The organism is Sinomonas cyclohexanicum (genome assembly GCF_020886775.1).
GTDB classification, from domain to species: domain Bacteria; phylum Actinomycetota; class Actinomycetes; order Actinomycetales; family Micrococcaceae; genus Sinomonas; species Sinomonas cyclohexanicum.
Genome location: NZ_AP024525.1, coordinates 3,963,869 through 3,987,009, shown reverse-complemented (window position 1 = coordinate 3,987,009; position 23,141 = coordinate 3,963,869). Strand labels below are relative to the sequence as shown.

General features: G+C 70.1%; 23 protein-coding genes. 10 read left to right on the top strand and 13 right to left on the bottom strand.

All coding sequences use genetic code 11. The features are described 5' to 3' along the window. Positions 1-31: 31 nt before the first annotated feature. Positions 32-595: a VOC family protein gene (locus tag SCMU_RS18725; protein WP_229230589.1), complete on the top strand. Its 564-nt coding sequence runs from the start codon at positions 32-34 to the stop codon at positions 593-595. 18 nt (positions 596-613) lie between these two features. Here the strand turns inward: SCMU_RS18725 and SCMU_RS18720 are convergent, their stop codons facing one another. The 3 genes from SCMU_RS18720 to SCMU_RS18710 form a co-directional block, all read right to left on the bottom strand. Then, a complete protein-coding gene (locus SCMU_RS18720) occupies positions 614-889 on the bottom strand; it encodes a YciI family protein (RefSeq protein WP_229230588.1) in 276 nt (91 codons plus the stop codon). Positions 890-938: 49 nt separating this feature from the next. Next, on the bottom strand, positions 939-1,076 hold the full coding sequence (locus tag SCMU_RS18715; RefSeq protein WP_229230587.1) for a hypothetical protein: 138 nt from the start codon (positions 1,074-1,076) through the stop codon (positions 939-941). Between the two features lie 85 nt (positions 1,077-1,161). After that, entirely contained in the window at positions 1,162-1,932 is a 771-nt protein-coding gene (locus tag SCMU_RS18710) for an SDR family NAD(P)-dependent oxidoreductase (protein ID WP_229230586.1), read from the bottom strand. Between the two features lie 199 nt (positions 1,933-2,131). Between SCMU_RS18710 and SCMU_RS18705 the strand changes: the two genes are divergently transcribed. Beyond that, positions 2,132-2,785, top strand: coding sequence for an NADPH-dependent F420 reductase (locus SCMU_RS18705; protein WP_229230585.1), 654 nt, complete (start codon positions 2,132-2,134; stop codon positions 2,783-2,785). A gap of 33 nt (positions 2,786-2,818) precedes the next feature. Here the strand turns inward: SCMU_RS18705 and SCMU_RS18700 are convergent, their stop codons facing one another. From SCMU_RS18700 to SCMU_RS18690, 3 genes are read right to left on the bottom strand one after another with little or no spacing between them, the layout of a single operon-like run. Continuing rightward, entirely contained in the window at positions 2,819-2,956 is a 138-nt protein-coding gene (locus tag SCMU_RS18700) for a hypothetical protein (RefSeq protein WP_229230584.1), read from the bottom strand. After that, positions 2,916-3,872, bottom strand: a complete 957-nt coding sequence (locus tag SCMU_RS18695) for an alpha/beta hydrolase (RefSeq protein WP_229230583.1) — start codon at positions 3,870-3,872, stop codon at positions 2,916-2,918. The genes SCMU_RS18700 and SCMU_RS18695 overlap by 41 nt, the downstream gene beginning before the upstream one ends. A gap of 32 nt (positions 3,873-3,904) precedes the next feature. Beyond that, on the bottom strand, positions 3,905-4,429 hold the full coding sequence (locus SCMU_RS18690) for a RidA family protein (RefSeq protein WP_229230582.1): 525 nt from the start codon (positions 4,427-4,429) through the stop codon (positions 3,905-3,907). A gap of 56 nt (positions 4,430-4,485) precedes the next feature. Here SCMU_RS18690 and SCMU_RS18685 point away from each other — a divergent pair, with 56 nt between their 5' ends. Continuing rightward, complete coding sequence (locus tag SCMU_RS18685; RefSeq protein WP_229230581.1) at positions 4,486-5,244, top strand: maleate cis-trans isomerase family protein; 759 nt, start codon at positions 4,486-4,488, stop codon at positions 5,242-5,244. Positions 5,245-5,370: 126 nt separating this feature from the next. Here SCMU_RS18685 and SCMU_RS18680 read toward each other — a convergent pair whose 3' ends face one another. Beyond that, on the bottom strand, positions 5,371-6,084 hold the full coding sequence (locus SCMU_RS18680) for a maleate cis-trans isomerase family protein (protein WP_229230580.1): 714 nt from the start codon (positions 6,082-6,084) through the stop codon (positions 5,371-5,373). Positions 6,085-6,221: 137 nt separating this feature from the next. Between SCMU_RS18680 and SCMU_RS18675 the strand changes: the two genes are divergently transcribed. Further along, positions 6,222-6,722: a DUF3830 family protein gene (locus tag SCMU_RS18675; protein ID WP_229230579.1), complete on the top strand. Its 501-nt coding sequence runs from the start codon at positions 6,222-6,224 to the stop codon at positions 6,720-6,722. Between the two features lie 97 nt (positions 6,723-6,819). On the opposite strand, the gene SCMU_RS18670 is transcribed toward SCMU_RS18675, so the two are convergent. Beyond that, positions 6,820-7,839, bottom strand: coding sequence for a D-2-hydroxyacid dehydrogenase (locus SCMU_RS18670; RefSeq protein ID WP_371829612.1), 1,020 nt, complete (start codon positions 7,837-7,839; stop codon positions 6,820-6,822). Between the two features lie 57 nt (positions 7,840-7,896). Between SCMU_RS18670 and SCMU_RS18665 the strand changes: the two genes are divergently transcribed. Genes SCMU_RS18665 through SCMU_RS18655 form a run of 3 tightly spaced genes read left to right on the top strand, consistent with a single transcriptional unit; the run spans position 7,897 to position 13,633 of the window. Further along, positions 7,897-9,174 carry an aspartate aminotransferase family protein gene (locus SCMU_RS18665; RefSeq protein ID WP_229230578.1) on the top strand — a complete coding sequence of 426 codons (1,278 nt, stop codon included), beginning with the start codon at positions 7,897-7,899 and terminating at the stop codon, positions 9,172-9,174. Positions 9,175-9,182: 8 nt separating this feature from the next. Further along, complete coding sequence (locus SCMU_RS18660; protein ID WP_229230577.1) at positions 9,183-12,146, top strand: FAD-binding and (Fe-S)-binding domain-containing protein; 2,964 nt, start codon at positions 9,183-9,185, stop codon at positions 12,144-12,146. Then, positions 12,143-13,633 (top strand): NAD-dependent succinate-semialdehyde dehydrogenase, encoded by a 1,491-nt coding sequence (locus SCMU_RS18655; RefSeq protein ID WP_229230576.1) that lies wholly within the window; start codon positions 12,143-12,145, stop codon positions 13,631-13,633. Before SCMU_RS18660 ends, SCMU_RS18655 begins: the two co-directional genes overlap by 4 nt. Here SCMU_RS18655 and SCMU_RS18650 read toward each other — a convergent pair. Continuing rightward, positions 13,545-14,414, bottom strand: a complete 870-nt coding sequence (locus tag SCMU_RS18650; RefSeq protein ID WP_229230575.1) for a GntR family transcriptional regulator — start codon at positions 14,412-14,414, stop codon at positions 13,545-13,547. The genes SCMU_RS18655 and SCMU_RS18650 overlap by 89 nt on opposite strands. 287 nt (positions 14,415-14,701) lie before the next feature. Here SCMU_RS18650 and SCMU_RS18645 point away from each other — a divergent pair, with 287 nt between their 5' ends. Beyond that, positions 14,702-16,129, top strand: coding sequence for an amidase (locus SCMU_RS18645; protein WP_229230574.1), 1,428 nt, complete (start codon positions 14,702-14,704; stop codon positions 16,127-16,129). 76 nt (positions 16,130-16,205) lie between these two features. Continuing rightward, positions 16,206-17,633 carry an MFS transporter gene (locus tag SCMU_RS18640; RefSeq protein WP_229230573.1) on the top strand — a complete coding sequence of 476 codons (1,428 nt, stop codon included), beginning with the start codon at positions 16,206-16,208 and terminating at the stop codon, positions 17,631-17,633. A 292-nt stretch (positions 17,634-17,925) separates the two neighbouring features. On the opposite strand, the gene SCMU_RS18635 is transcribed toward SCMU_RS18640, so the two are convergent. The 4 genes from SCMU_RS18635 to SCMU_RS18620 form a co-directional block, all read right to left on the bottom strand. Continuing rightward, positions 17,926-19,119 carry a M20 family metallopeptidase gene (locus SCMU_RS18635; RefSeq protein ID WP_229230572.1) on the bottom strand — a complete coding sequence of 398 codons (1,194 nt, stop codon included), beginning with the start codon at positions 19,117-19,119 and terminating at the stop codon, positions 17,926-17,928. Then, the gene (locus SCMU_RS18630; RefSeq protein WP_229230571.1) at positions 19,116-20,363 is read right to left on the bottom strand and encodes an aminotransferase-like domain-containing protein; all 1,248 of its coding nucleotides are present in this window, start codon (positions 20,361-20,363) and stop codon (positions 19,116-19,118) included. The genes SCMU_RS18635 and SCMU_RS18630 overlap by 4 nt, the downstream gene beginning before the upstream one ends. A 3-nt stretch (positions 20,364-20,366) precedes the next feature. Next, complete coding sequence (locus tag SCMU_RS18625; RefSeq protein ID WP_338027574.1) at positions 20,367-21,548, bottom strand: M24 family metallopeptidase; 1,182 nt, start codon at positions 21,546-21,548, stop codon at positions 20,367-20,369. 94 nt (positions 21,549-21,642) lie between these two features. Further along, positions 21,643-22,119: a 2'-5' RNA ligase family protein gene (locus SCMU_RS18620; RefSeq protein WP_229230569.1), complete on the bottom strand. Its 477-nt coding sequence runs from the start codon at positions 22,117-22,119 to the stop codon at positions 21,643-21,645. 42 nt (positions 22,120-22,161) lie between these two features. Here SCMU_RS18620 and SCMU_RS18615 point away from each other — a divergent pair, with 42 nt between their 5' ends. Then, entirely contained in the window at positions 22,162-23,106 is a 945-nt protein-coding gene (locus tag SCMU_RS18615) for an NAD(P)-dependent oxidoreductase (RefSeq protein WP_229230568.1), read from the top strand. Positions 23,107-23,141 lie beyond the last annotated feature (35 nt).

The following is a 23,141-nucleotide window of genomic DNA, read 5'->3' as shown; positions in this document are numbered from 1 at the left end:
CGCCCCGCGCCGGCTGCGTAGCGTGGGGTGCATGAGCGAAGAGACCCAGAACCAGACGGCAGAGAACCAGACGGCAGAGGACCTCACTGAGCCCGCCCACGGCGAGCACACCGTGAACGGCACCCCTCGCGGCTCGACGTCGCTGACCCCGTTCATCGTCGTGGCCCGTGCGGCGGACGCGATCGGCTTCTACCAGGAGGTGTTCGGCGCGACGCTCCTGTCCCGCACCGACTTCCCGGGGCCGGACGGTGCGCCGGTCGTGGCGCACGCGGTCCTCGACTTCGGCAACGGCCGCCTCGAGCTCGGCGACGCGAACCCCGCATACCACCTCGTCCTGCCACCCGCCGGCGAGGACGATTGCCTCTCCCTGGCCGTATACCTGCCGGACGTCGACGCCGCCGTGCGGCGCGCCGTCGAGCGCGGTGCCACCGTCCGCGAGCCCGCCGCCCACTTCGTCTCGGGCGACCGCTTCGCGAGCATCCGCGACCCGTTCGGGATCCGCTGGTCCGTCATGACCCGTGTCGAGGACCTCTCCGACGAGGAGGTCAAGGCACGCATCGACGCGTGGGCCGCGTCCATGCAGAACGGCGGCTGAGCCCGCCCGACGCCTCGGCTACCCGAACCGCACCGGGTCCCAGTCCAACACGTGCGGCTCGGCGAGGCCCTCTGTCACGAACGGGTCGGACGCCACGAAGCGCTCGGCGTCCGCGCGGCTCGCGAACAGGCCCATCGACCCGGCGACCGGGTTGGGCGGGAACGGTCCGAGCGCGAGGAGGCCGCCGCCGTCGGCCCTGAACTTCTCGTAGTACGCCTTGTGGCGCGGGTAGACCTCCATGACGCGGGTGCGGTCCACGCCGTCGCGCATGCGGTACAGAACAACGGACTCCATGCCGGGATCGTATCCCGGCACGGAGTCCGATGGTGGACTCAGGCCCGGCTCATGCCGCCTTCTGCCCCGTCTCCTGGCTCCCGCCTCCATCCTCGGGTGCCTCGTCGTCCTGCTCGGGGGACTGCTCGTCCTCCTGCCGGCGGATCCATTCCAGCCGGTGCTCGTGCACGACGGTTCGCCGCTTCACTGTCTCATCCCTTCCGCTGGACTGCGGTTCGATACGTACATCACTACCCGCACGCTCTGGGCTCAATCGCGGCCCTGCCGATCTCCTAGACCGCGTTCCAGCCGTTGTCCGAGGCGAGGACCACGCCGTTGATGTTCGTGCCGTCGTGGCTGAGCAGGAACGTGATGCCCGCCGCGAGCTCGTCGGCCTGGGCTGCTGGCGGCAGGACCACGCCGAAGAGCGGTGCGATGGTCTCCTTCGCGAGGTCCGAGTCCATGGGCGCCTCGATGTTCGTGATGGTTCCGCCCGGTGCCACTGCGTTGACGCGGATGCCCTTGCGCCCGTACATCACCGCCGCGCTCTTGGTGAGGCCGTTGACCGCATGCTTGGACGCCGTGTAGGCGGCGCCGGCCGCGGAGCCGCGCAGGCCCGCCTCCGAGGAGACGTTCACGATCGAGCCCCGGCCGGCCTCGAGCATGAGCGGGAGCACGGCGCGCATGAGGCGCATGACGCCGGTGACATTGACCCGCATGACCCGTTCCCAGATCTCGTCCGGGAGCTCGTGCACGCCGTGGAAGTGATCCATGATGCCGGCCACGTTGGCGAGTGCGTCGACCCGGCCGTCCGCGGCGGCCACGACCTGCTGGACGGCCTCCTCGGCTCCGATGTCTCCCACGACGGGCACGATCGCGAGGCCGGGGTTCTCCGCCACGAGTGCATCGAGGCGCTCCTGGCTGACGTCGCTCGCGATGACCCGGCCGCCCTCCTTGGCGACCCGCAGCGCCGTCGCGCGCCCGATCCCCGAACCCGCTCCGGTGACGATGACGGTCTGGCCCTCGAACCGCCCGGGGGTGACGACTTCCTGCCAATCGGACATGCTGGGTCCTCCTCTTCGGGGTGGCTGGCTATTCAGCGAGCGCCGGCGGGCGTCCCGTCCAGGGGTGGGACGCCTCGTGCGCGGTATGGGGCCAGCATTCCATGTCCGGCCATCGCGGGGAATGCCGCGCCGCCGTCCCGCGTTGAAGCCTTCGACGAGATAGTTGACGAGTCCACAACATGAGGGAGCGGGCGGCAGCATGGAGCAGGGCATCAGGACCATCGGGATCCTCGGGGCCGGGCGCGTCGGGACCGCCGTGGCCCGCGAGGCGCTCAAGGCCGGATACGAGGTCCGCATTGCCACCGCCAAGCCCGTCGAGGACATCGCGCTCATCGTCGAGATCATCACGCCCGGGGCCATCGCGGTCACGGCGGGCGAGGCCGCGGCGTCGGACATCGTGGTCCTCGCCCTCCCGCTGCACAAGTTCCGCACGCTCGACGCGACCGTGCTCGCCGGCCGCGTGGTGGTCGACGCGATGAACTACTGGGAGCCCACCGACGGCGCCATGCCCGAGATGCACACGGGCCGCGGCACCTCCGAGGTGGTCCAAGACTTCCTCGCCGCCTCGCGCGTGGTCAAGACGCTGAACCACATCGGCTACCACGAGCTCGAGTCGGACGGCCGGCTCGCCGGCGCGGCGGATCGCCGAGCCCTCGCCGCCGCTGGCGACGACGAGGCCGCGCGCGCCGTCGTGCTCGCCTTCATCGCCTCGCTCGGCTATGACGCGGTCGACGCCGGCCCCCTCGCCGCCGGGCGCGCCCTCGAGCCGGGCACCGAGATCTTCGCCGGGCCGCACGACGCCGCGCGGCTGGGTGAGGCGCTCGAGCGCGCGTGCGCGGGAGTCGCCGCCTAGGGCACGCCCCTCAGGGCGGCCCTGCGCCGTCCGCTAGCCCATGCCGTCCTGCGTCGTCTTCGCCGCCAGGAACTCGAGGAGGCGCCTGCGGAAGACCTGGGCGGGCTCCGTGTCGAGGTCGAACTGGTACTCATGGAGGAGGGCCGGCTCGTGGTCCGGCGGCCAGAACACCGTCTCCGGTTCGAGTCCAGCGTCCAGCATCGCGTCGTACAGCCGCTCGGTGTGGGCCCGCAAGGTCCGCGTTTCCCGCCGTGAGGAGTGTGGGCGGGAACGCGGGGGTGAGGTAGTCCGGGATCGACCACGCCGCGAAGGAGCCGTCGCGGTTGAAGTTGCGCCGCCCGGAGTAGGACCAGCCGGCAGCCCGGACCAGGATGGCCTCGGCGACGCCGCCCACCCCGTGGGTCAGCGCGAGGTCGAAGGCGCCGCACGCGAGCACGAGGCCACGGACCTGCTCTGCCGCCACCGTCGGCGGGATTCCCACGAGGCCCGCGTAGCCCGGGGTCGTGGCGAGCGCGCCGATCTGGGCCGCGATGTGGGCTCCCGCGGAGTTGCCCGCCAGGACGATCCGGTCGGGGTCGAGGCGGAACCGGGTCCTCTCGGCCTGCAGGAACTCGAGGGCCTGCATCATCTGGCGGACCGGCAACGGGTAGTGGTACCGGGGCGCGAGCGAATACCGGGGCGCCGCGACGGTGTAGCCATTGGACGCGATCATCTGGAGGTAGCCGGCGAGCTCGTCCTTCGAGCCGCCCACGAACCCGCCCCCGTGCACCCACATCAGCAGCGGGTGGGGGCCGTCGCCGTCGGCCGGGTGGAACACATCGATCAGCATGTCCGGCGCCGGGCCGTAGCGGAGGTCCCGGTAGGCCTCGACGCCCGTGGGGGCGTGGCGCATGAGGGAAGCGGCCATCTGCACGCCGGACCGGCGGAACGTCTCCCGGATGAGGAACGCGGCGAGGCGGGGCGTGACCAGCATGCTGGCCCGCACCCCGGCGCCCGCGGCCTCCAGGGCTCCCCTCCTGACGGCCGCGCTGACCGCCGCGCCGAGCGCGGGGTTCAGCGTCGGTCCGTGCACCCGGATGGTCGTCATGGCATACCCTACCGCCGGCGATCGGGCCCGGACTATGGGGCTTTGGGCTCAACTTCGAGGTCCGCGACGGTGACGACGAGGCTGATCTCGACGACCGCGCCATCCGGAAGGCTCGCGACGCCCACGGCCGCCCGGGCGGGGCGGCCGTGGGCTCCGAACGCATCGACGAGCGCCTCGGATGCTCCGTCGAGGACGCGCGGGTGCGCCGCGAAGTCCGGCGTCGCCGCGACGTAGCCCGTCATCTGCACGACGCGCTCCACGGCACTCAGGCCACCCAGGTGGTGAGCGAGGCTCGCGAGACAGTTCTTGACGGCGAGCCGTGCGCACTCCCGGGCCGTCTCGAGGCTGGGACCTTCCGGTGACCCGACCGCGCCGCGCACTGCGAGCTCGCCCCGCACGGCGTGGGTGTGGCCCGCGGTGAAGGCGATGTTTCCGGCCCGTGAGACGGGGATGTAGCTGCCCGCGGGCCGCGGCACCGGCGGGAGCGTGGACACGTAGGCATCGTGATCACTGCGGGCGAGGCCCTGGGCGGCACTGGACGGTGGGTGGCTGATCATGGAGATCCTTCCACGTTGATTATTGTTGACGATCAGACATTATGGGAGGATAAGCTGTGATCAGCGCAACAGAAGACTTCGACCCCGACGGCCCGGGCGCCTCCCGCATCATCGGAGTCGTCAGCCCTTATGACATGGCCCTCGACAGGGAGCTCTGGCGATGGATGCCAGACGACGTCACGCTCGCCTTCGCGAGGACCCCCTTCCATCCGCTCGTCGTGGACGAGACCATGGCATCCGCCATTGGGGACGAGGAGGAGATTCGTGCGACCGCCCGGTGCCTCGCTGCCGTCTCGCCCGAGGCGGCTGTCTACGCGTGCACCTCGGGAAGCTTCGTGAACGGGATGGAGGGGGCGCGGAGGATCTCCTCGGCCATCTCGGACGAGGTGAAGGCCCCCTCCGTGACGACCTCGGAGGCACTCCTCGAGGCACTCGACCTGCTCGGCATCGGGAAGATCGCGATCGCCACCCCATACGTCCCCGAGCTCACGGACCGGCTCGAGGACTTCTTGGCAGAGGGCGGGCGCACTGTGACCGGCTGCGTCGGGCTCGGGCGCGACCGGCTCATCTGGCACGTCCCGTACGGCGTCACCGCCGAGCTCGTGCGCCGGTCGGATTCCGACGACGCGGAAGCTGTGTTCGTGGCCTGCACGAATCTTCCGACGTTCGACCTCATAGCCCCGCTCGAGCGCGAGCTTGGGAAGCCGGTCCTGACGGCCAACCAGGTCACGGCCTGGGCTGGCCTCCGCAGGCTGGGCCTCGCGCTCCCCGGCGGCGACAGGCTGGCGGAGGCGAGCCGGGCGCCCGTGGCGTGATGCCGCCGTCGGCCGTCAGTGCCGACGGCCATGGCGGCGATCCGCGAGTCCCAGCGTTGTTCTGACGAGGACGGCCGGGGCCCTCGACGACGGGCCCGGCCGTCCTCCACCGTTCTGTCCCGTGGGTCAGCGTGCCCGGAACAGGGCCCCGAGTCGGTCGCTCGACGCCGCGCTCCCGGCGAGCCGCAGGCCCTGCCACGCAGTCACCTGATTGGCGGTGAGCACCGGCAGGCCGAGCGCCTCCTCGAGCTGAGGGAGCACCGCCAAGGTGTGGAGGGCGGTGTCCGGGATGAGCAGGCATTCCGCGCCCGTGAGGTCAGCCGACCCGGCGGTGCTGAGCACCCACTCTGGGCCGAGCCGGCCGGCGTCCTCCCCGCTGGGCACGTCATACGTGGACAGGGCGGTGACGGTGATGCCGTCGCTGTCGAGGAACTTCACGAAGTGCGCGGCGACGTCCTCCGGGTAGGTCGCCGCGACCGAAACCCGCGTGGCGCCCAGCTCGTGGACGGCGGCGGCGAAGGCCAATGAGGTAGAGGACGACGGCGCGCCGCTCGCCGAGCGGATCCATTCCGACTGATCGTGGCAGCCCTCCCAGCCGTAGACGAAGCTCCCCGATGTGCAGGCCCACATGACGGAATCGGCCGCGAGGGCGCGCGCCTGCGCGGCCGGCGGGGCCAGCAGTTCCCGCGAGCCGAGCTTGAGGAGGGCGTCGACGTCGTGGTCGGTGCTGCCCTCCCACGTGTGGATGACGGGGAACCGCGACTCGGGGATCACGGTCTCGAGCCGCGTGAACTCGTCCTCGGCGCTGTGTCCCGGGTACAGGATGGCGACGGTGCTCATGGATGCCTTTCGGGAGTGGTGCAGGTAACAAGAAAAAGTCTACAGTTGGATTGTCGACAATCACAGGGTCTGGCGGCGGTGCTCCATCAGCCAGCGCTCGGACGACTCGGACAACTTTGACAGCAAGGAGAGAATCGATGGCCCGCTACATCACTGTCACCCTCGAGAAGCGCGGCGTGACCGCCCGGGCGAAGCTGCTCGACGATGAGGCCCCGCGCACGGCGGAGGCCGTCTGGCAGGCGCTTCCGGTTGCGGGGCAGGTCTTCCACGGCAAGTACGCGCGGAACGAGGTCTATACCCTCGTGCACGCGTTCGCAGAGGAAGAGCCCGGGCCTGAGAACCAGACCGTGACGCCGATTCCCGGCGATCTGTGCTACTTCACGTTCGAAGGTGTGCTCAACAACCCGGCCTACGGGTACGAGGAGACCGCCGGAACTGTCGAGAACCGGCTCCTCATCGACCTGGCCTACTTCTACGGCCGTAATAACCTCCTGCTCAACGGCGACGTCGGGTGGGTCCCCGGGAACGTGTTCGCCACGATTGTCGAGGGCCTGGACGAGCTCGCTGCCGCCAGCCAGGACATCTGGATGGGCGGGGCGCGGGGGGAGCGGCTCATCATAGATCGGGCCGCAGACTGACGCCGGTGCACTGTGACTGAAGCGCGGGTGACGCGCAAGGGGCGGGGCCGGCGACATGCCGGCCCCGCCCCTTCGTGCTGCTCCGTAGAAGCTCTACTCAGTGCCCGCGGGCATACCCCAGCTCCTTGTCGACGGCGTTGACGAGCTCGGCACCGGCGAGCCAACGAGTGAGGTTCTCCGCGAACTGGTCGGCGAGCGCGTCCCGCCACCCCACGACGTCGCCGCTCATGTGCGCCGATACGTGCACGTTCGGCATCGCCCAGAACGGGTGGCCGGCGGGCAGGGGCTCCTGGGTGAAGACGTCGAGCGACGCCGCGGCGATGGCGCCCGAGCGGAGTGCCTCGACCAGGGCCGGCTCGTCGACGAGGGGCCCTCGGCCCACGTTGACGAGGTGGGCCGTCGGCTGCATGGCCGTCAGCACCTCGGCGTTGACCATTCCGCGCGTCTGTTCGGTGAGCGGCGCGATGAGCACGAGGTGGTCGGCCCATGCGGCGTGCTCGATAAGGTCGCCGGTGGGGACGATCACGCCGAAGTCGGGGTCGTCGTCGCGCGCCGTCCGGCCCGCACCCATGACCTCCAAGCCGACCGCCCGCAGCAGCCGGCCGGTGGCGCGGCCGATGCCGCCTGTGCCGACCACAAGCGCTCTGCGAGCGGCCGTACGCCGCACCTCGCGGTGCCGCCACACGCCCTCGCGCTGCAGGTCCTTGCTCTCGTGGAGCAGCTTGTCGTGGGCGAGGATCGAGGCGAGGACGAACTCGGCAATCGGCTGGTCGAACGCGCCGCGGGCGTTCGTCACCACCACGTCGGACTCCCGCAGGGCGTCAAACAGGAGCGTGTCCACGCCGGCGGCGGCGACATGGACCCAGCGCAGGGAATCGGCGTGGTCCCAGGCGTCCCGGAGCGCGGTGGAGAAGAAGTCCCAGACAAAGAGGATCTCGGCGCCGGGGAGGGCGTCCGCAAGGGTTTCCGCAGTGGCCCAGACCAGCTCGGCCTCCTCTTCGAGGGCCCGGGTGTTGTAGGGAGGGGCCGTGGTCTGGGACGTCAGGACAACTGCTTTGGGTCGGTCGCGACGCTCACGGCGGGCAGGGGAGTCTGTGTGCTCAATCACAAGATCCACGATACGGGGCCTGATTATTGTTGACAATCATGCAATCCGCCTTTCAGAATGAACTTCATGACGACTCTCAGCCCCATCCTCAAGCAGGCCACTCCCGTCGTCGTGGACCACGCGCTCGGCAGCTGGATCCACGGCACGGACGGCAACGACTACCTCGACTTCACGACCGGGATCGGCGTGACCAGCACCGGCCACTGCCACCCCCGCGTCGTCGAGGCCGCGCGCGAGCAGGTGGGCAAAATCATCCATGCCCAATACACGACGGTCATGCACAAGCCGCTCCTCGAGCTCACCGAGATGTTGGGCGACGTGCTGCCCGCGGGCCTCGACTCCGTGTTCTACGCGAACTCGGGCTCAGAGGCTGTCGAGGCGGCCATCCGTCTGGCCCGCATGGCAACCGGGCGCCCGAACATCATCGTCTTCCAGGGCGGCTTCCATGGCCGCACTGTCGCGGCAGCGTCGCTCACGACCGCGGGAACGCGCTTCTCCGCCGGCTTCTCACCGCTCATGTCCGGGGTCCACATGGCGCCCTTCCCCTACGCCTTCCGTTACGGCTGGGACGAGGCGGCGGCCGTGGAGTTCGCGCTCAAGGAGCTCGACTACCTCTTCCACACGCGCACCTCCCCCAATGACACCGCTGCGTTCCTCATCGAGCCAGTGCTCGGCGACGGCGGCTACCTCCCCACCCCGCCCGCATTCATGGATGGGCTGCGCGAACGCGCCGACCGGCATGGGATCCAGCTCATCTTCGACGAGGTGCAGGCCGGTGTCGGGCGCACGGGCAAGTTCTGGGGGCACCAGCACTCGACCGCCACCCCGGACATCCTCATCACCGCCAAGGGCATTGCCTCCGGCTTCCCGATTTCCGCGATCGCCGCCCCAACCGCCACCATGTCCAAGGCCTGGCCCGGCTCGCAGGGAGGTACCTACGGTGGCAACGCCGTCTCGGCCGCCGCGGCCGTCGCGACGCTCCACGTGGTCGAGGACGAGGGCCTCGTGGAGAACGCCCGCGTTCGCGGCGACGAGCTGCAGGCGGGCCTCAAGGAACTCCAGAGCCGATTCCCCGGGATCGGCAACGTCCGCGGACTCGGCCTCATGCAGGGCATCGAGTTCATGGCTCCGGACGGCACGCCGGACGCCTCCACCGCCGCCGCGGTGCAGCAGGCCACGACCCGTGAGGGCCTCCTGACCCTTACATGCGGCCCCTCCGGGAACGTGGTTCGGCTCATCCCGGCACTCGTCGTGACGCCCGAGGAGGTCTCCCTCGGACTCGAGCGCTTCGAGGCCGCTGTTGCCGCCGTCGCAGGTGCGGTTCCCGCCGTATCCCACGCCTGAGGCCCCCCATGCTGGAAACTCGCACGGCGCTGCTCGCCGAACTCGCGGAGGCGGGCATTCCGGCGGACGCATCGCCCAGGCGTCGCGCCGAGTATTCCTATGACGCCTCCAACTACCGCGTGGAACCGATCGCCGTCGCCTTCCCCAGGACCGTCGAGGACGTCATCGCCGCCGTCGCCGCGTGCCGGTCGGCCGGGACGCCGCTCATCGCTCGAGGCGGCGGCACGTCGATGGCCGGCAACGCCGTCGGCCCCGGGCTCGTGCTCGACTTCTCGCGCCACATGAACCGCGTCCTCGGCATCGACGAGGGTTCGGGGACGGCCGACGTCGAGCCCGGCGTCGTCCTCGCCACGCTGTCCCGGGAGGTCGAAGAGGCCACGGGAAATCGCTCCACCTTCGCCCCGGACCCCTCGTCCAAGAACCGCGCCACGGTCGGGGGCGCCATCGCCAACGACGCGTGCGGCAATCACTCGGTCCGGTACGGACGCACGTCGGACCATGTCGCCGAGATCGACGTCGTCACGTCCGACGGCGCGCGGCTGACCGCGACCGGGACCGGCCTCCGGGCCACCGATCCCGCGGATCCGTTCTCGCGAGACCGCGCGGCCGAGCTGTGCGATTCGCTCGAACGGCTTGCCCGTGAGCACCTCGCTGCCTTGCGGCTCGAGCTCGGTCGGATCCCGCGGCAGGTCTCCGGCTACCATCTGGAGAACCTGCTGCCGGAGAAGGGGTTCAACATCGCGCGGGCCCTGGTCGGGTCCGAAGGGACGTGGGCCGTCGTCGTTGGCGCCCGCATGAGGCTCGTGCCCAAGCCGGCGAGCGCGCTGCTCGTCTGCCTCGGCTACGAGGACGTCGTCGAGGCCGCCCGCGACATCCCAACCATCCTCGAGTTCAGCCCGGCCGCCGTCGAGGGCACGGACGAGGCCATCGTCGCGACCATGCGGCACCGGCGCGGGCCCGACTCGGTCCTCGGCCTGCCGTACGGGCGGGCGTGGCTCTTCGTGGACCTCGACGGCGATGATCCGGCCGCAGTGCGTGAGCAGGCCGACCTGCTGCTGGCGAGGCTCGCCCAGAATGGGCGCCTCGTCCAGGGGCGCGCCGCGGCAGACCCCGCGGAGCGCGCGTCCCTCTGGCGGGTCCGCGAGGACGGCGCTGGGCTCTCCTCACGGCTTGCCGGCGGTGGCGAGTCCTGGCCCGGCTGGGAGGATTCCGCGGTCGCGCCGGAGCGCCTCCCCGGCTATCTCGCGGACCTGCGGACGCTCTTGGCCGAGCACGGGCTCACGGGCGTGATGTACGGACACTTCGGCGCCGGGTGCATGCACATCCGCATCACCTACGACCTGCGCAGCGAAGAAGGACGGGCCATCTTCCGCGCCTTCACGCGCCAGGCGGCCGAGCTCGTCGTCCAGCACGGCGGTTCGCTCTCGGGCGAGCACGGCGACGGCCGCGCACGGTCGGAGCTCTTGCCGCTCATGTACTCGCCCGAGGTCATGCGCGCGTTCGCCGAGTCCCGCCGCCTGTGGGACCCCGAAGGCATCCTCAACCCGGGCTCCATGACCGATCCCGATCCCATGGACGGCAGCCTGGCGCTCGCCGGCGTCCCCGAGCGCGAGTGGCGCACGAGCTTCGACCTCCGGCCCGCCCGGCCGGGCACCGACGGCTGGGTCAACGCCGTCCAGGGCTGCATCGGCGTCGGCCGGTGCAGGTCGGACACAGGCGGAGTCATGTGCCCCAGCTACCGGGCGACGCGGGACGAGAAGGACTCGACCCGCGGGCGCGCCCGCGTCCTGCAGCACATGGTCCGCGGCGCGCGGAGCGTCGAGGCCGGCTGGCGCTCGGAGGAGGTCCGGGAGGCCCTCGACCTGTGCCTCTCGTGCAAGGCCTGCTCGACCGACTGCCCCGCCGGGGTGGACATGGCCACGTACAAGTCGGAGTTCTTCGACCACTACTACCAGGGCCGCCTGCGCCCGCTCTCGCACTTCTCGCTCGGCTGGCTCCCGAGGTGGCTCAAGCTCACCGGGCGCCTTCCTCGACTCGTCAACGCCGTCATGGCCTCACCGCTGGGCACGGCGCTTGCGGCCGCGGGTGGGCTGACCACCGAGCGGGCGCTGCCGCGGTTCGCGGGGGCGAGCGAGTGGAGGCGCGAGATCGCCGACGCCGGGGTGCGAGCCCCCGGCGGTTCGCCCGGCCCGGACGGAGTGGTCCTCTTCGTCGACACCTTCACCCGCGGCTTCAGGCCAGAGGTTGCGGGGGCGGCAGCCCGCGTCCTCGCCCAGGCCGGGGGCGCCGTCGAATGTTCCGCCGATGCCTGCTGTGGGCTCACGTGGATCTCCACGGGCCAGCTCGGGACGGCGAAGCGCCTCCTCGCGAATGCCGCGGAGGCGCTCGACGACGGCACGGACCGGCCGATCGTCGTCGTCGAACCCAGCTGTGCGGCGGCCCTGCGCAAGGACCTCCCCGAACTGGTGCACACGGACCAGGCCAAGCGCGTCGCGGCACGCGTGCGCAGCTTCGCGACGCACGTCGCCGGCAGGGTGGCGCACGGCTGGGACCCGACACCGGCCCAACCGGTCCCCGAGCAGGCCATCCTCCAGACGCATTGCCACGAGTACTCGGTCTTCGGCGCCGCCGCCCAGCGGACGGCGCTCCGCGCGGCCGGGGTGCGCGACGTCGTGGACGCCACCGGGTGCTGCGGCGTCGCCGGCAACTTCGGCTTCGAGAGGGACCACTTCGACGTGAGCATGCAGGTCGCCGAGAACGCCCTGGCCCCCGCGTTGCGGGGCACTCCGGCGGAAGCCGCCGTGCTCACGGACGGGTTCTCGTGCGCGAGGCAGGTGGACCAGCTCGACCACTCGAGGCCGGGCCTGCATCTCGCACAGATCCTCGACCCGGGGCCTGCCGCCCTACACACCCATCAGACACCTATGACCACGAGAGACGTTCTCACCAAGGAAGCAGAGGAACTCACATGACCACCAACCTCACCGATCTCAGGACCTCGGACACGGCGCGCGAGGCGATCGCCAAGATCAGCACCGGCGTCTTCATCGGCGGCCAGTGGGGCGAGGCAGCGTCCGGTGCGCGCTTCGACGTCGTCAATCCGGCGACCGAGGAAGTCATCGCCACCGTCGCCGACGGCGGACCCGAGGACGCGCAGCGCGCGATCGAGACCGCCGGCCGCGTCCAGAAGGAGTGGGCCAAGACGGCGCCGCGGGAACGCGGCGAGATCCTCCGGCGCGCCTACGAGCTCATCATGGCGCGGCAGGACGAACTGGCCCTCATCATGACCACCGAGATGGGCAAGCCGCTGGCCGAGGCGAAGGGCGAGGTCGCCTACGCGGCGGAGTTCTTCCGGTGGTTCTCTGAGGAGGCCGTGCGCATCGGCGGCGACCTCACCACGACGGGCGACGGCAAGAACCGCATCCTCGTCTCTCGCGAGCCTGTCGGCCCGTGCGTCCTCGTGACGCCGTGGAACTTCCCCCTGGCGATGGGGACGCGCAAGATCGGCCCAGCGATCGCAGCCGGCTGCACGATGGTGTTCAAGCCCGCCAACCTCACTCCCCTGTCCTCGCTTGCCCTCGTCGACATCCTCGTCGATGCGGGCCTCCCCGAGGGCGTCCTCAACGTCGTGTGCACGACCAAGGCCTCGTCGGTGGTCTCGCCGTGGATGTCGAGCGGGATCGCCCGCAAGATCAGCTTCACGGGCTCGACCGAGGTCGGTGTCCGGCTGCTCGAGCAGGCGTCCCAGCATGTGATGCGCTCGTCGATGGAGCTCGGCGGCAACGCGCCCTTCATCGTCTTCGAGGACGCTGACCTGGATCGCGCCGTCGAGGGTGCGGTCGCGGCGAAGATGCGGAACATGGGGGAGGCCTGCACCGCGGCCAACCGCCTCTTCGTGCAGCGCTCCGTCGCCGACGAGTTCGCGCGGCGGCTCGCCGACCGTCTCGGCGCGCTCACGGTGGGCGACGGCGCCGAGGCCGGCACCGACGTCGGCCCCCTCGTCGAGGAGAAGGCCCTCCGCAAGGTCCAGGAGCTCGTGGACGACGCGGTCGCGAAGGGCGCGACGGTGGTGTGCGGCGCGGCCCGGCCGGAACGTGCCGGCTACTTCTACACGCCCACCGTCCTCGGCAATGTCTCCCCGGACGCGCACCTCATGGCCGAGGAGATCTTCGGGCCAGTGGCGCCGGTCGTCCCGTTCGACACGGAGGACGAGGTCGTCACGATGGCGAACGACACCCCGTGGGGGCTCGTCGGCTACCTGTTCACGCAGGACATCGACCGGGGCTTCCGGGTCGGTGACGCGCTCGAAGTGGGGATGCTCGGCCTCAACACCGGCATCGTCTCCAACCCCGCTGCGCCGTTCGGCGGCGTCAAGGCCTCCGGGCTCGGGCGCGAGGGCGGCCGCGTGGGCATCGAGGAATTCCTCGAGTACAAGTACATGGCGGTTCCGCGCGTCTGATGCCCTGACCCGACGCCGCCGCGCAGGCGCCGCTCGCGCCGAAACACGGAACCAGACATGCAGAAGGGGGGCTCCGACAGGTCCTGTCGGAGCCCCCCTTCGTCTGTGCCCGTTCAGGCCATCTCAGTGCCTGCGTGAGCCGCGTCACGGCGTCGTCCATGTGTTCCACGAGGAGCCGGTCGGCCTCCTCGGCCTTCCCGTCGCGGATGGCTCGGGCGATCTCGTGGTGCTCCTCGTAGCGCACGATGTGCGATGAGTACCGGCTGGCGAGGGCTGTGATGCACATGCGGGTCTCGACCATGAGCGTGTCGTGCATCCTGGACAGCCGCGGGCTCTTGGCGAGTGAGACGAGCAGCGCGTGGAACTCGACGTCCGCCTCGGTGAGGGCATCGGCGTCGTTCTGCTCGGCAGCGTCCCGCATGCGTTCGGCCACCTCGAGCAGGCCAGTGCCTCCGGCGGCGGCGTCGAGCTCGATGACCCGCGCGGCGGCGGCGCGCTCGACGGCGGCCCGCGCGAGGTACATGTCGCGAACGTCGTTGTCGGTGAACTCGATGACGAACACGCCGCGGTTGCGGATGCTCACGAGCAGCCCTTCCTGAGTGAGGCGCTGCATCGCTTCCCGAAGGGGTCCACGGCTGACCCCGAGGCGCCGGCTGAGTTCGGCTTCGTTGAGCTGGTCGCCCGGTGCGAGTTCTCCCTGGCCGATGGCGCTGCGCAGCTGACGGGCAATGAGAGCGGGCGTCGTTTCCTGGACGACAGGCTGGAGCAACTGATGCGCCATGGCCATCTCCTCTCGGTCGTAGAGGCCCCCACAGATGGGAAGATTGTCTACAATCATAACACCCACCTCGACTGTTCCCCATAGCGCTCGCCGACGCTCTGCTTGCCGCGGACCCGAATGCACAGGGTTTCCCGGGGGTGACACAGGTCACTACTCGGAGTATGGTTGTCTACAATCCTACAAATGAACCGGAGTACCTGGAACGAGGTCCGGACTGCAGACCGAGCCGTGATCTCGGCCGCGTAGGAGCCTCGCAAGCGGGGTAACGACGCAGAGAGGAAGAGGAAATGAACGAACTGTCGCGATTGACGGCGGTGGAACTACGGGAGGGCTACCGAAGGGGCGACTTCTCTCCCGTCGAGGCGGCTCAGGCTGCCCTCGACGCCATCGAGGCCGGAGATCCGGAGGTGAACGCGTTCGTCGCCGTCCATGCCGACGAGGCGTTGCGCGACGCGCGGGAATCCGCCAGGAGGTGGCGGGAGGGACGCGTCCTCGGTCCAGGGGACGGCATCCCCACCTCCATCAAGGACATCTTCTACACACGCGGGTGGCCCACACTCCGCGGAACCCGGCTCATCGACGCCGATCGGCCCTGGCAGGAGGACGCACCGTGCGTCGCACGCCTGCGAGAAACCGGCGCGGTGCTGCTCGGCAAGACGACAACGCCCGAGTTCGCGTGGAAGGGCGTCACCGACTCCATGCGCCACGGCTCGACGGGCAACCCCCGGGCGCCCCACCTCACGGCCGGGGGTTCAAGCGGAGGCAGCGCGGCCGCCGTCGGCATGGGCATGGGTCCGTGGTCTGTCGGCACCGATGGGGGCGGATCTGTCCGGATCCCCGCAGCCTTCACGGGGACGGTCGCACTCAAGCCCACCTACGGCCTCGTGCCGATGTTTCCCGCGAGCCCCTTCGGGACCTTGGCCCACGCTGGCCCCATGACTCGGACTGTTGCGGACAGCGCTCTGCTCATGGACGTCATCACCGGATTCGATTCCCGCGATTGGTCCGCGTTGCCGACCCCCGCCGGTTCCTTCATGGACGGGTTGGACGACGGCGTCCAAGGCCTCCGCATCGCGTTCTCGCCGACGCTGGGGTTCGGGCACAACGACGCCGACGTCGACAGGCTCGTGCGGGACGCCGCGGGAGTGTTCGAGCGTCTCGGTGCGACCGTCGAGGAGGTGGATCCCGGGATCGCCGATCCGGTGGAGGCCTTCCATGTCCTCTGGTTTGCAGGGGCATCGAAGGTGCTCGAGGCGTACGGGGCGGATGCCGCGCGCCACGTTGACCCCGGCCTCCGCCAGAGCATCGAGGACCAGGGCGAGATCACCGCCTCGGACTACCTCGACGCGACGGCAGTGCGGATGGACCTCGGCGTGACCATGGGCCGATTCCACGAGACGTACGACCTCATCCTCACACCCACACTGCCGATCCCGGCCTTCCCCCGGGGCCGCGATGTCCCGGAGGGCTGGCCCTCCCGGCATTGGACGAGCTGGACCCCGTACACCTATCCGTTCAACATGACGCAGCAGCCGGCCATGAGCGTTCCGTGCGGCTTCACGGCTGAAGGCCTGCCCGCAGGACTCCAGATCGTCGGGCCCCGTCACGCCGACCGCACGGTCCTCCGTGCCGCTCGGGCCTACGAGGCCGCTGCGGACTGGGGGACCGCGCGGCCCGGAGCGCTTGCGTCCCAGGTCGCGGCGCCCCGCCCCTGACCCATCCACCCAACAATCCCCCAAACCCAGACGACGGGCCGCGAGCCCGCGACCCATCCTTCGAGTGGAGGCATCCATGAAATCCCAGCAAGCTGGTCCCGCGCAGGGGCCGCAGGACATCTCGACGGCCGCGTCGCCGCACACCGGTGTGCGTCGGCCAGCCCCGGACGCCCGGACGATCCGCAGGGCCGTCGCCGCCTCGGCGATCGGAAATGCGACGGAGTGGTTCGACTACGGCGTCTACGCCGTGTCGGTCACCTACATCACGCACAACTTCTTCCCCGGTCAGGCCGGCACGCTTCTGGCCTTGAGCACGTTCGCGTTCTCGTTCCTCATCCGCCCGCTCGGCGGAATGGTTTGGGGGCCGCTGGGCGACCGGCTCGGGCGCAAGCGCGTCCTCGCCCTCACCATCATCCTCATGTCGGCAGCAACGGCTCTGATCGGCCTGCTGCCCTCGTTCAGCGTGCTGGGGATCGCGGCGCCGGTCCTGCTGATCGTCCTGCGGGCCATCCAGGGGTTCTCGACCGGCGGCGAGTACGGCGGGGCTGCGACCTTCATGGCGGAGTACGCCCCGGACCACAAGCGCGGCTTCCTCGGCAGCTTCCTCGAGTTCGGCACGCTGGCGGGGTTCGCATTCGGCTCCCTCATCGTGCTCCTCGGCGAGACCACTGTGGGCAGCCAGGCCATGAATGACTGGGGATGGCGCATCCCGTTCCTGCTTGCGGTGCCGCTCGGCGTCGTCGGCCTCTACCTGCGGACCCGCCTCGCGGAGACCCCGGTCTTCCAGGAACTCGAGACCGCGGGCAAGGCCGAGAAGTCCGCGACGATGGGGCTGCGGGACCTGGTCGTGAAGTACTGGCCCAGCATGCTTACCCTCGCGGGGCTCGTGATCGCACTCAACGTCGTCGACTACACGCTCCTGACGTACATGCCGACCTATCTTGAGGGTGTGGCGGGCCTTCCCAACCAGACCGTGCTCACGATCATGTTCGTCGCGCAGTTCGTCATGATGCTGGTCATCCCGTTCTTCGGTGCGATGTCTGACAGGGTCGGGCGCAAGCCGATGTGGTACTTCTCGCTGATCGGCCTGTTCGTGATGTCGATCCCGATGTTCATGCTCATGTCCAACGGGTTCTGGTGGGCCCTGATCGCCTTCGCCGTGCTCGGACTGCTGTTCATCCCGCAGCTTGCCACGATCTCGGCCACCTTCCCTGCCATGTTCCCGGCCCATGTCCGCTACGCGGGGTTCGCGATCACGTACAACGTCGCGACGTCCCTCTTCGGCGGCACGGCTCCGCTGTACAACCAGGCGGGCATCGACGCCTTCCACAACCCATTGGTCCCGGCATTCACCATGATGGCTGCATGCGTCGTCGGGCTCGTCGCGGTGCGATTCATGCGTGAGACCGTCGGCGCCTCGCTCCGCGGCACCGAGCTCCCCGAGGGCAGGCCGCAGTCCGCCGTGAGGACGAAGCGGGCACGCGTCGCGACGCGGAACGGCTGACCCCTAGCGGTCGGGGGGCCGGTCGACGTCGGCCGCCCCCCGAGCACGCAACCGGGCGTTGCCGTGGCAGTGATCCTGCCGCGGCAACGCCCGTCGCCGTGCTGTGCTGGCAGTGCCGTGGCCTTTCACGGATCGCACAGAGGACCTTCTTCGAGCGGTGCTACAGCATTGACAAGGCCCCCAGACGGGCCTGCGGGCCTGCGGACCTGCGGGCCTCGGGCAGCAAGGAGGGCAGTGGAGGAACTCATCCCTCCACTGCCCTCCTTGCTGCCTGCTGGGTCCGGTCGGTGCCTTACGAGCTGTCGCCGTGCCGCAGGCACATGAGCGCGTAGGCCCGGGCCGCCGCGATGAGTTCGTCGATGCTGACCGACTCGTTGACCTGATGCGCCTGATCGTTGAGGCCACCGGGTCCCACGACGATGGTGGGGATGCCGAAGTCCCGGGCGATGAAGCCGCCGTCGCATGCCGCCGTCCAGCCGCCGATCGTGCTCGCCACGCCGCAGTCGGCCAGGGCCCTGACTGCTCCCGTGACGAGCGGATGGTCGTGTGCCGTGCGGAATCCCGGCATCTCCATCGAGACAGATGCGCTCACGTCAATGCCATCCTGATCGATGCCCGCCTCGCTGACCCGCTCCCGCAGCGCCGCGAGGATCAGGTGGGGATCGTCGTCGGGCATCAGGCGGCGGTCGAGCGACAGGGCGCATTCGCCGGCCACCATCGAGGTGCCGCTGCCGCCCCGGATCGTCCCGGTGTTCCAGCTGCCGGCGCCGAGCAGGGCGTCCCGGTCTGCTTGGAGGCGCTGGTGGTCCTCCCGGACGAGCTGGATGACCTGCGCCGCCGCGTCAATGGCGTTCCGGCCGTCCTCGGGCCGGCCCGAGTGCGCGGACTTCCCGCGGACCGTGACCTCGATGTAGCTGTCGCCGCGGCAACCGATCACCGTGTCGAGATCCGTCGGTTCGGCGACGATGCAGGCCGAGAACTGTTCCCCGGCGTGGGCGCGCGTGTACGCGCGGATTCCGATGCCGAGGTCCTCCTCGTCCACGGTGCACGCAAGCGTGACATCTCCGGGAAGCTCCGCGCCGGCCTCCTTGAGGGCCTTGAGCGCGACGACGACGGCGGCCAGGCCGCCCTTCATGTCCGTCGAACCGCGTCCGTACAGCCGGCCGTCACGCTCGTACGGCTCGAACGGCGGGCGCTCCCAGCCGCTTCCGGCGGGGACGACGTCCGAGTGCCCGAGGAACAGCAGGCCCGGCTGGCCGCCTCCTGGAAGGACGGCCGTGAAATTCGGGCGTTCCGGTGCGACGGGCTCCGTCTGGGTCGTGAGGCCAGCGCCGAGGCAGAAGGCGTCGAGCACCTTGATCGTGCCCTCCTCCGCCCCACCCGGATTCTCACCGCCGGCGGAGATGAGCGCCGTCGTGAGGGAGACGAGGTCCTCCCGGGTGATGAGCTCGAGGACCTCGTCCTCGAGCGACGTGCTCACGTTCACCGGTCCCCCTGCAGCCCTGCGAGTTCGAGGTCCATGGCGCGGCGCAGCCGCTGGACTCCCTCGTCGGTGCGTTCGGGAGTGCTTGTGGCGAAGCAGAGCCGCAGCGCGTCGTCGAACCTTCCCTCCGCCGAGAGGGCTGGGCCGGGAATGAAGGCAACGCCCTCCGCGAGGCCGGTTTCGAAAAGGCGGCGCGCCGAGATGCGGGCATCGTCACCCTGGAGGGTCAGCCACAGGAAGAAGCCGCCTTCCGGGTCCGTGGTGGCAACCCGGTCGCCCAGGTGCCTGCGGATGCTGGCCTGCATGGCGTCCCTCCGCCGGCGGTACTCGGCACGGAGGCCGATGAGGTGGCTGTCTAGCCGTCCGCGCCTGATGAACTCCGCCACGATGTGCTGTGCGGGAACGTTGGTGCACGTGTCCATCGCCTGTTTCGCGTTGATGACGAGCTGGCGCAGGGCCGGGTGCGTATCGACCCAGCCGACGCGGAGCCCGGGCGCAAGGATCTTGGAGAAGGTTCGGACGGAGAAGAGCAGCGGGTCCCCCGGGCTGAGCGCCTGGAGGCTCGGCAGGTCAGCCCCCTCGAAGCGCAGGAGGCCATACGGATCGTCGTCGATGATGACGGCGTTCCATCGGTGCGCGAGCTCGAGGAGCAGTTCGCGGCGCTCGAGCGAGAGGGTAGTCCCCGATGGGTTCTGGAAGTTCGGGATCGTGTAGATCGCCTTGGGCGTGCGGCCGGTCGCGGCGACAAGGTCGGGGAGGGCCTCGACGACGAGGCCGTTCTCGTCGAGCGGCGCTTCGAGGAGCTGCGCGCCGTAGCTCAAGGCGGTGGCGCTGCCGTTCGTGTAGGTCGGGCTCTCGACGATCACCAGATCGCCGGGATCGATGAAGATCTTGCACGCGAGGTCGAGGCCCTGCATGCCTCCGGCCGTGATCGTGACGCGGTCCTCGTGGGTGGGATCGTTCGTCTGCGAGAGGTAGTCGACGAGAGCCCGAAGGAGTTCCGGCTCTCCCTCGGTGGCACCGTAGGTCATGGTGCCGTAGTCCATGACCTGCGCTGCGATGTCGCGGAACTCCTCGAGCGGAACCGCCTCGTTTGCCGGCGAGCCCATGGCGAAACGGACGATGTCATGCTGCATCGAGGCGAGCAGGGAGGTACTGGAGTCGATGACGGATCCTACGAGGCTGCTCGCGCGATCGGCCAGCGGCAGGCTCTCGCGGGAGAGCAGGGAGAGGTTCTCGGTGGACATGGTTCACCGTCCCTTCTGGATGAGGTCGCGCGGGAAGCTCGTGAGCACTTCCACACCGTCGGGCGCGACGCGGATGGATTCGGAGAGTTCGTAGCCGTAGTGGTCCATCCACATGCCCCCGATGAGGTGGAACGTCATGTTCTCGGCGAGGACGGTCTCGTCCTCGGCCCGGATGGAGATGGTGCGCTCGCCCCAGTCGGGCGGGTAGCCGATGCCGATCGAGTAGCCGATGCGGGAGGGCTTCTCGAGGCCGTGCCTTGCAAGCGTCGTGTTCCACGCCTGGGCGAGATCGCGGACAGGGACACCGGGGCGGACGGCGCCGAGCACCGCGTCGATGCCCTCGCCCACCGCGCCCGCGAGTTTCGCGAGGCGGTCGGGCGCCCGCCCGAGCGTCACCGTGCGCGCGAGCGGGGCGTGGTAGCGGCGATGCGCCCCGGCGAGCTCGATGACGACGGCCTGCCCGCCTTCGAACCGATCTGCGCTCCACGTCAGGTGCGGCGTGTCCGCGGCCTCGCCGGTCGGGAGCATGGGAACGATCGCGGGGTAGTCACCATCGATCGACCCGCTGCCCGTGATCTGCGCGTGGCTGATGGCAGCGGCAGCATCGCACTGGCGGACGCCGACGTCGATCGCCTCGACCGCAGCCTCCATCGCAGCCCCGCAGACGCTGGCGGCCTTGCGCACGAGCTCGATCTCGGCCGCCGACTTCACGGACCGGACCCAGTTGACGAGCTCGTAGCTGTCCACGAACGTCCACTCCGGCAGGGCATGCACCAAGGCGCGATAGGCCCTGGGCGAGAAGAAATGCGAGTCCATCTCGAGCCCGACGCAACCGCCGGCGGCCCCGGCGACGAGGCCACGTTCACGCAGTGAGGACGCAACCCAGTCGAACGGGTGGATGTGCGGCCGGTGCACGTAGTCCTCGGGGTAGCCCACGATGCTGTCTGGAGGCAGCCACGCGGTGCGGAAGGCGCCGCCCGCATCCATGGCACGGGTGAAGAGCAGCATCGGCCCGTCCGCTGGAACGAAGACGAGCTGCGGTGTGTAGAACGACCACGCGTTGTACCCGGTCAGGTAGTAGATGTTCGCGGGGTCGGTCACCAGAAGGGCGGACAAGCCCTGTCGCGCCATTCGCTGCCGCACGCCCGAGAGTCGCGTCTGGTACTCCTCGTCGCTGAAAAGCACGGGTCACCTCAACTTGTAGGTTTGTAGATTGTAAACAATCTACTCATGTGTGGGCTTTCGCACAATCTAGCCAATCCTTCCGGACGGAGACGCATCAGTAGGCGAGGTCCGCGACGGCGACGACGAGGGGGCGACCCTGGCCCGGCTCGGGGTGCATGTCGACGAGCGCGAGCTGGGTCAGGCGCAGGGCCTGGCCCTCCTCGGCGGCGCCGCGTTTCGTGGCGGTGATGTGCGCGCGGAAGCCGTCGCCCGCGAAATCCGGGCGGCGGAAGGTGGGGACGTGGATGTCCAGCTCCCGGACGAAGGTCTTGTGCAGGGCGCGGATCTCGGGGGACTCGACGAGGGCCACCGGAGTATCGTGCTTGGGCCCGAACAGCTCGCCCGGACCGGCCACCGCGATGATCGGGGCGGTGCGCGCCGCGACCGCCCCCATGCTCGCGGCGAGCTGGGGCGTGCTGGCCCACGTCGCGAAGACCGGCATGACGGTGATATGCAGGGGCCAGTCCCGCACCGCATACCGCTCGCCCACAACCATGGGCTCGAGGGGCAGGACGATCGCGTAGCGGTGCACGCTTCGATCCTAGGGTGAGTCCAGGCTGGCTAGGCTGGCCACATGACCACGGCGCCCCTGATTCCCCGCACCCCCGTCCGCGTCGCCATCCACGGCGAGCCCCTGCCCTTCCTGACGGGCGCCATCGAGGCCGGAGGGGGCGCCGTCGTCGGCCTCGATGAGCAGCCCGAGGCGCTCATCCTCGACCACGGCAACCCCAAGCAGGAGCTCACAGCGGTCCTCGACTCGACCCCGTCGATCCGCTGGGTCCAGCTGCCCAGCGCCGGGATCGAGGCGTACGCGGACGCCCTCTCGCGGCACCCGGGGAAGGTGTGGACAAGCGCGAAGGGCGCCTACGCGAAGCCGGTGGCCGAGCACGCGCTCGCCCTCTCCCTCGCGCTCCTGCGCCACCTCCCCGAGCGCGCCCGCGCCCGCTCGTGGGGCGCCGCCACCGGCACGTCGCTGCACGGGCTGCGCGCCGTGGTCGTCGGCGCCGGCGGGGTGGGCCTGGAGATCCTGCGGCTGTTCCGCTGCTTCGACATGGAGGTCGACGTCGTGCGCCGCACCCTCGCCAAGGTGCCCGGAGCCGCGCGCACGACGACGCCCGCTCACCTCGCCGAGCTGCTCCCGGCGGCCGACGTCGTGGTGGTCGCGGCCGCCCTGACCCCGGACACGTCCAAGCTCATCGGCGCGCCCGAGCTCGCGCTCATGAAGCCCTCCGCGATCCTGGTCAACATCGCCCGCGGCGGCCTCGTGGATACGGACGCCGTGGTGGAGGCCCTCCGTGCCGGCACGATCGCCGGCGCCGCCCTCGACGTGACGGACCCCGAGCCGCTCCCGGACGGGCACCCCCTCTGGGACGAGCCGCACGCGCTCATCACCCCGCACGCCGCGGACACGATCGAGATGATCCGCCCGCTCCTCGGCGAGCGCGTGACGGAGAACCTGAAACGGTTCGCCGCAGGGAAGGACCTCGAGGGCCTCGTCGACGCTGCCGCGGGGTACTGAGCCGCCCCACTGGCCCGGCGCGCCGGGTCTTCCCT

Coding starts and splice junctions, on each gene's coding strand:
- SCMU_RS18725 (WP_229230589.1), top strand. CDS start 32: ATGAGCGAAGAGACCCAGAACCAGACGGCAGAGAACCAGACGGCAGAG.
- SCMU_RS18720 (WP_229230588.1), bottom strand. CDS start 889: ATGGAGTCCGTTGTTCTGTACCGCATGCGCGACGGCGTGGACCGCACC.
- SCMU_RS18710 (WP_229230586.1), bottom strand. CDS start 1,932: ATGTCCGATTGGCAGGAAGTCGTCACCCCCGGGCGGTTCGAGGGCCAG.
- SCMU_RS18705 (WP_229230585.1), top strand. CDS start 2,132: ATGGAGCAGGGCATCAGGACCATCGGGATCCTCGGGGCCGGGCGCGTC.
- SCMU_RS18695 (WP_229230583.1), bottom strand. CDS start 3,872: ATGACGACCATCCGGGTGCACGGACCGACGCTGAACCCCGCGCTCGGC.
- SCMU_RS18690 (WP_229230582.1), bottom strand. CDS start 4,429: ATGATCAGCCACCCACCGTCCAGTGCCGCCCAGGGCCTCGCCCGCAGT.
- SCMU_RS18680 (WP_229230580.1), bottom strand. CDS start 6,084: ATGAGCACCGTCGCCATCCTGTACCCGGGACACAGCGCCGAGGACGAG.
- SCMU_RS18675 (WP_229230579.1), top strand. CDS start 6,222: ATGGCCCGCTACATCACTGTCACCCTCGAGAAGCGCGGCGTGACCGCC.
- SCMU_RS18665 (WP_229230578.1), top strand. CDS start 7,897: ATGACGACTCTCAGCCCCATCCTCAAGCAGGCCACTCCCGTCGTCGTG.
- SCMU_RS18660 (WP_229230577.1), top strand. CDS start 9,183: ATGCTGGAAACTCGCACGGCGCTGCTCGCCGAACTCGCGGAGGCGGGC.
- SCMU_RS18655 (WP_229230576.1), top strand. CDS start 12,143: ATGACCACCAACCTCACCGATCTCAGGACCTCGGACACGGCGCGCGAG.
- SCMU_RS18650 (WP_229230575.1), bottom strand. CDS start 14,414: ATGGCGCATCAGTTGCTCCAGCCTGTCGTCCAGGAAACGACGCCCGCT.
- SCMU_RS18645 (WP_229230574.1), top strand. CDS start 14,702: ATGAACGAACTGTCGCGATTGACGGCGGTGGAACTACGGGAGGGCTAC.
- SCMU_RS18640 (WP_229230573.1), top strand. CDS start 16,206: ATGAAATCCCAGCAAGCTGGTCCCGCGCAGGGGCCGCAGGACATCTCG.
- SCMU_RS18630 (WP_229230571.1), bottom strand. CDS start 20,363: ATGTCCACCGAGAACCTCTCCCTGCTCTCCCGCGAGAGCCTGCCGCTG.
- SCMU_RS18615 (WP_229230568.1), top strand. CDS start 22,162: ATGACCACGGCGCCCCTGATTCCCCGCACCCCCGTCCGCGTCGCCATC.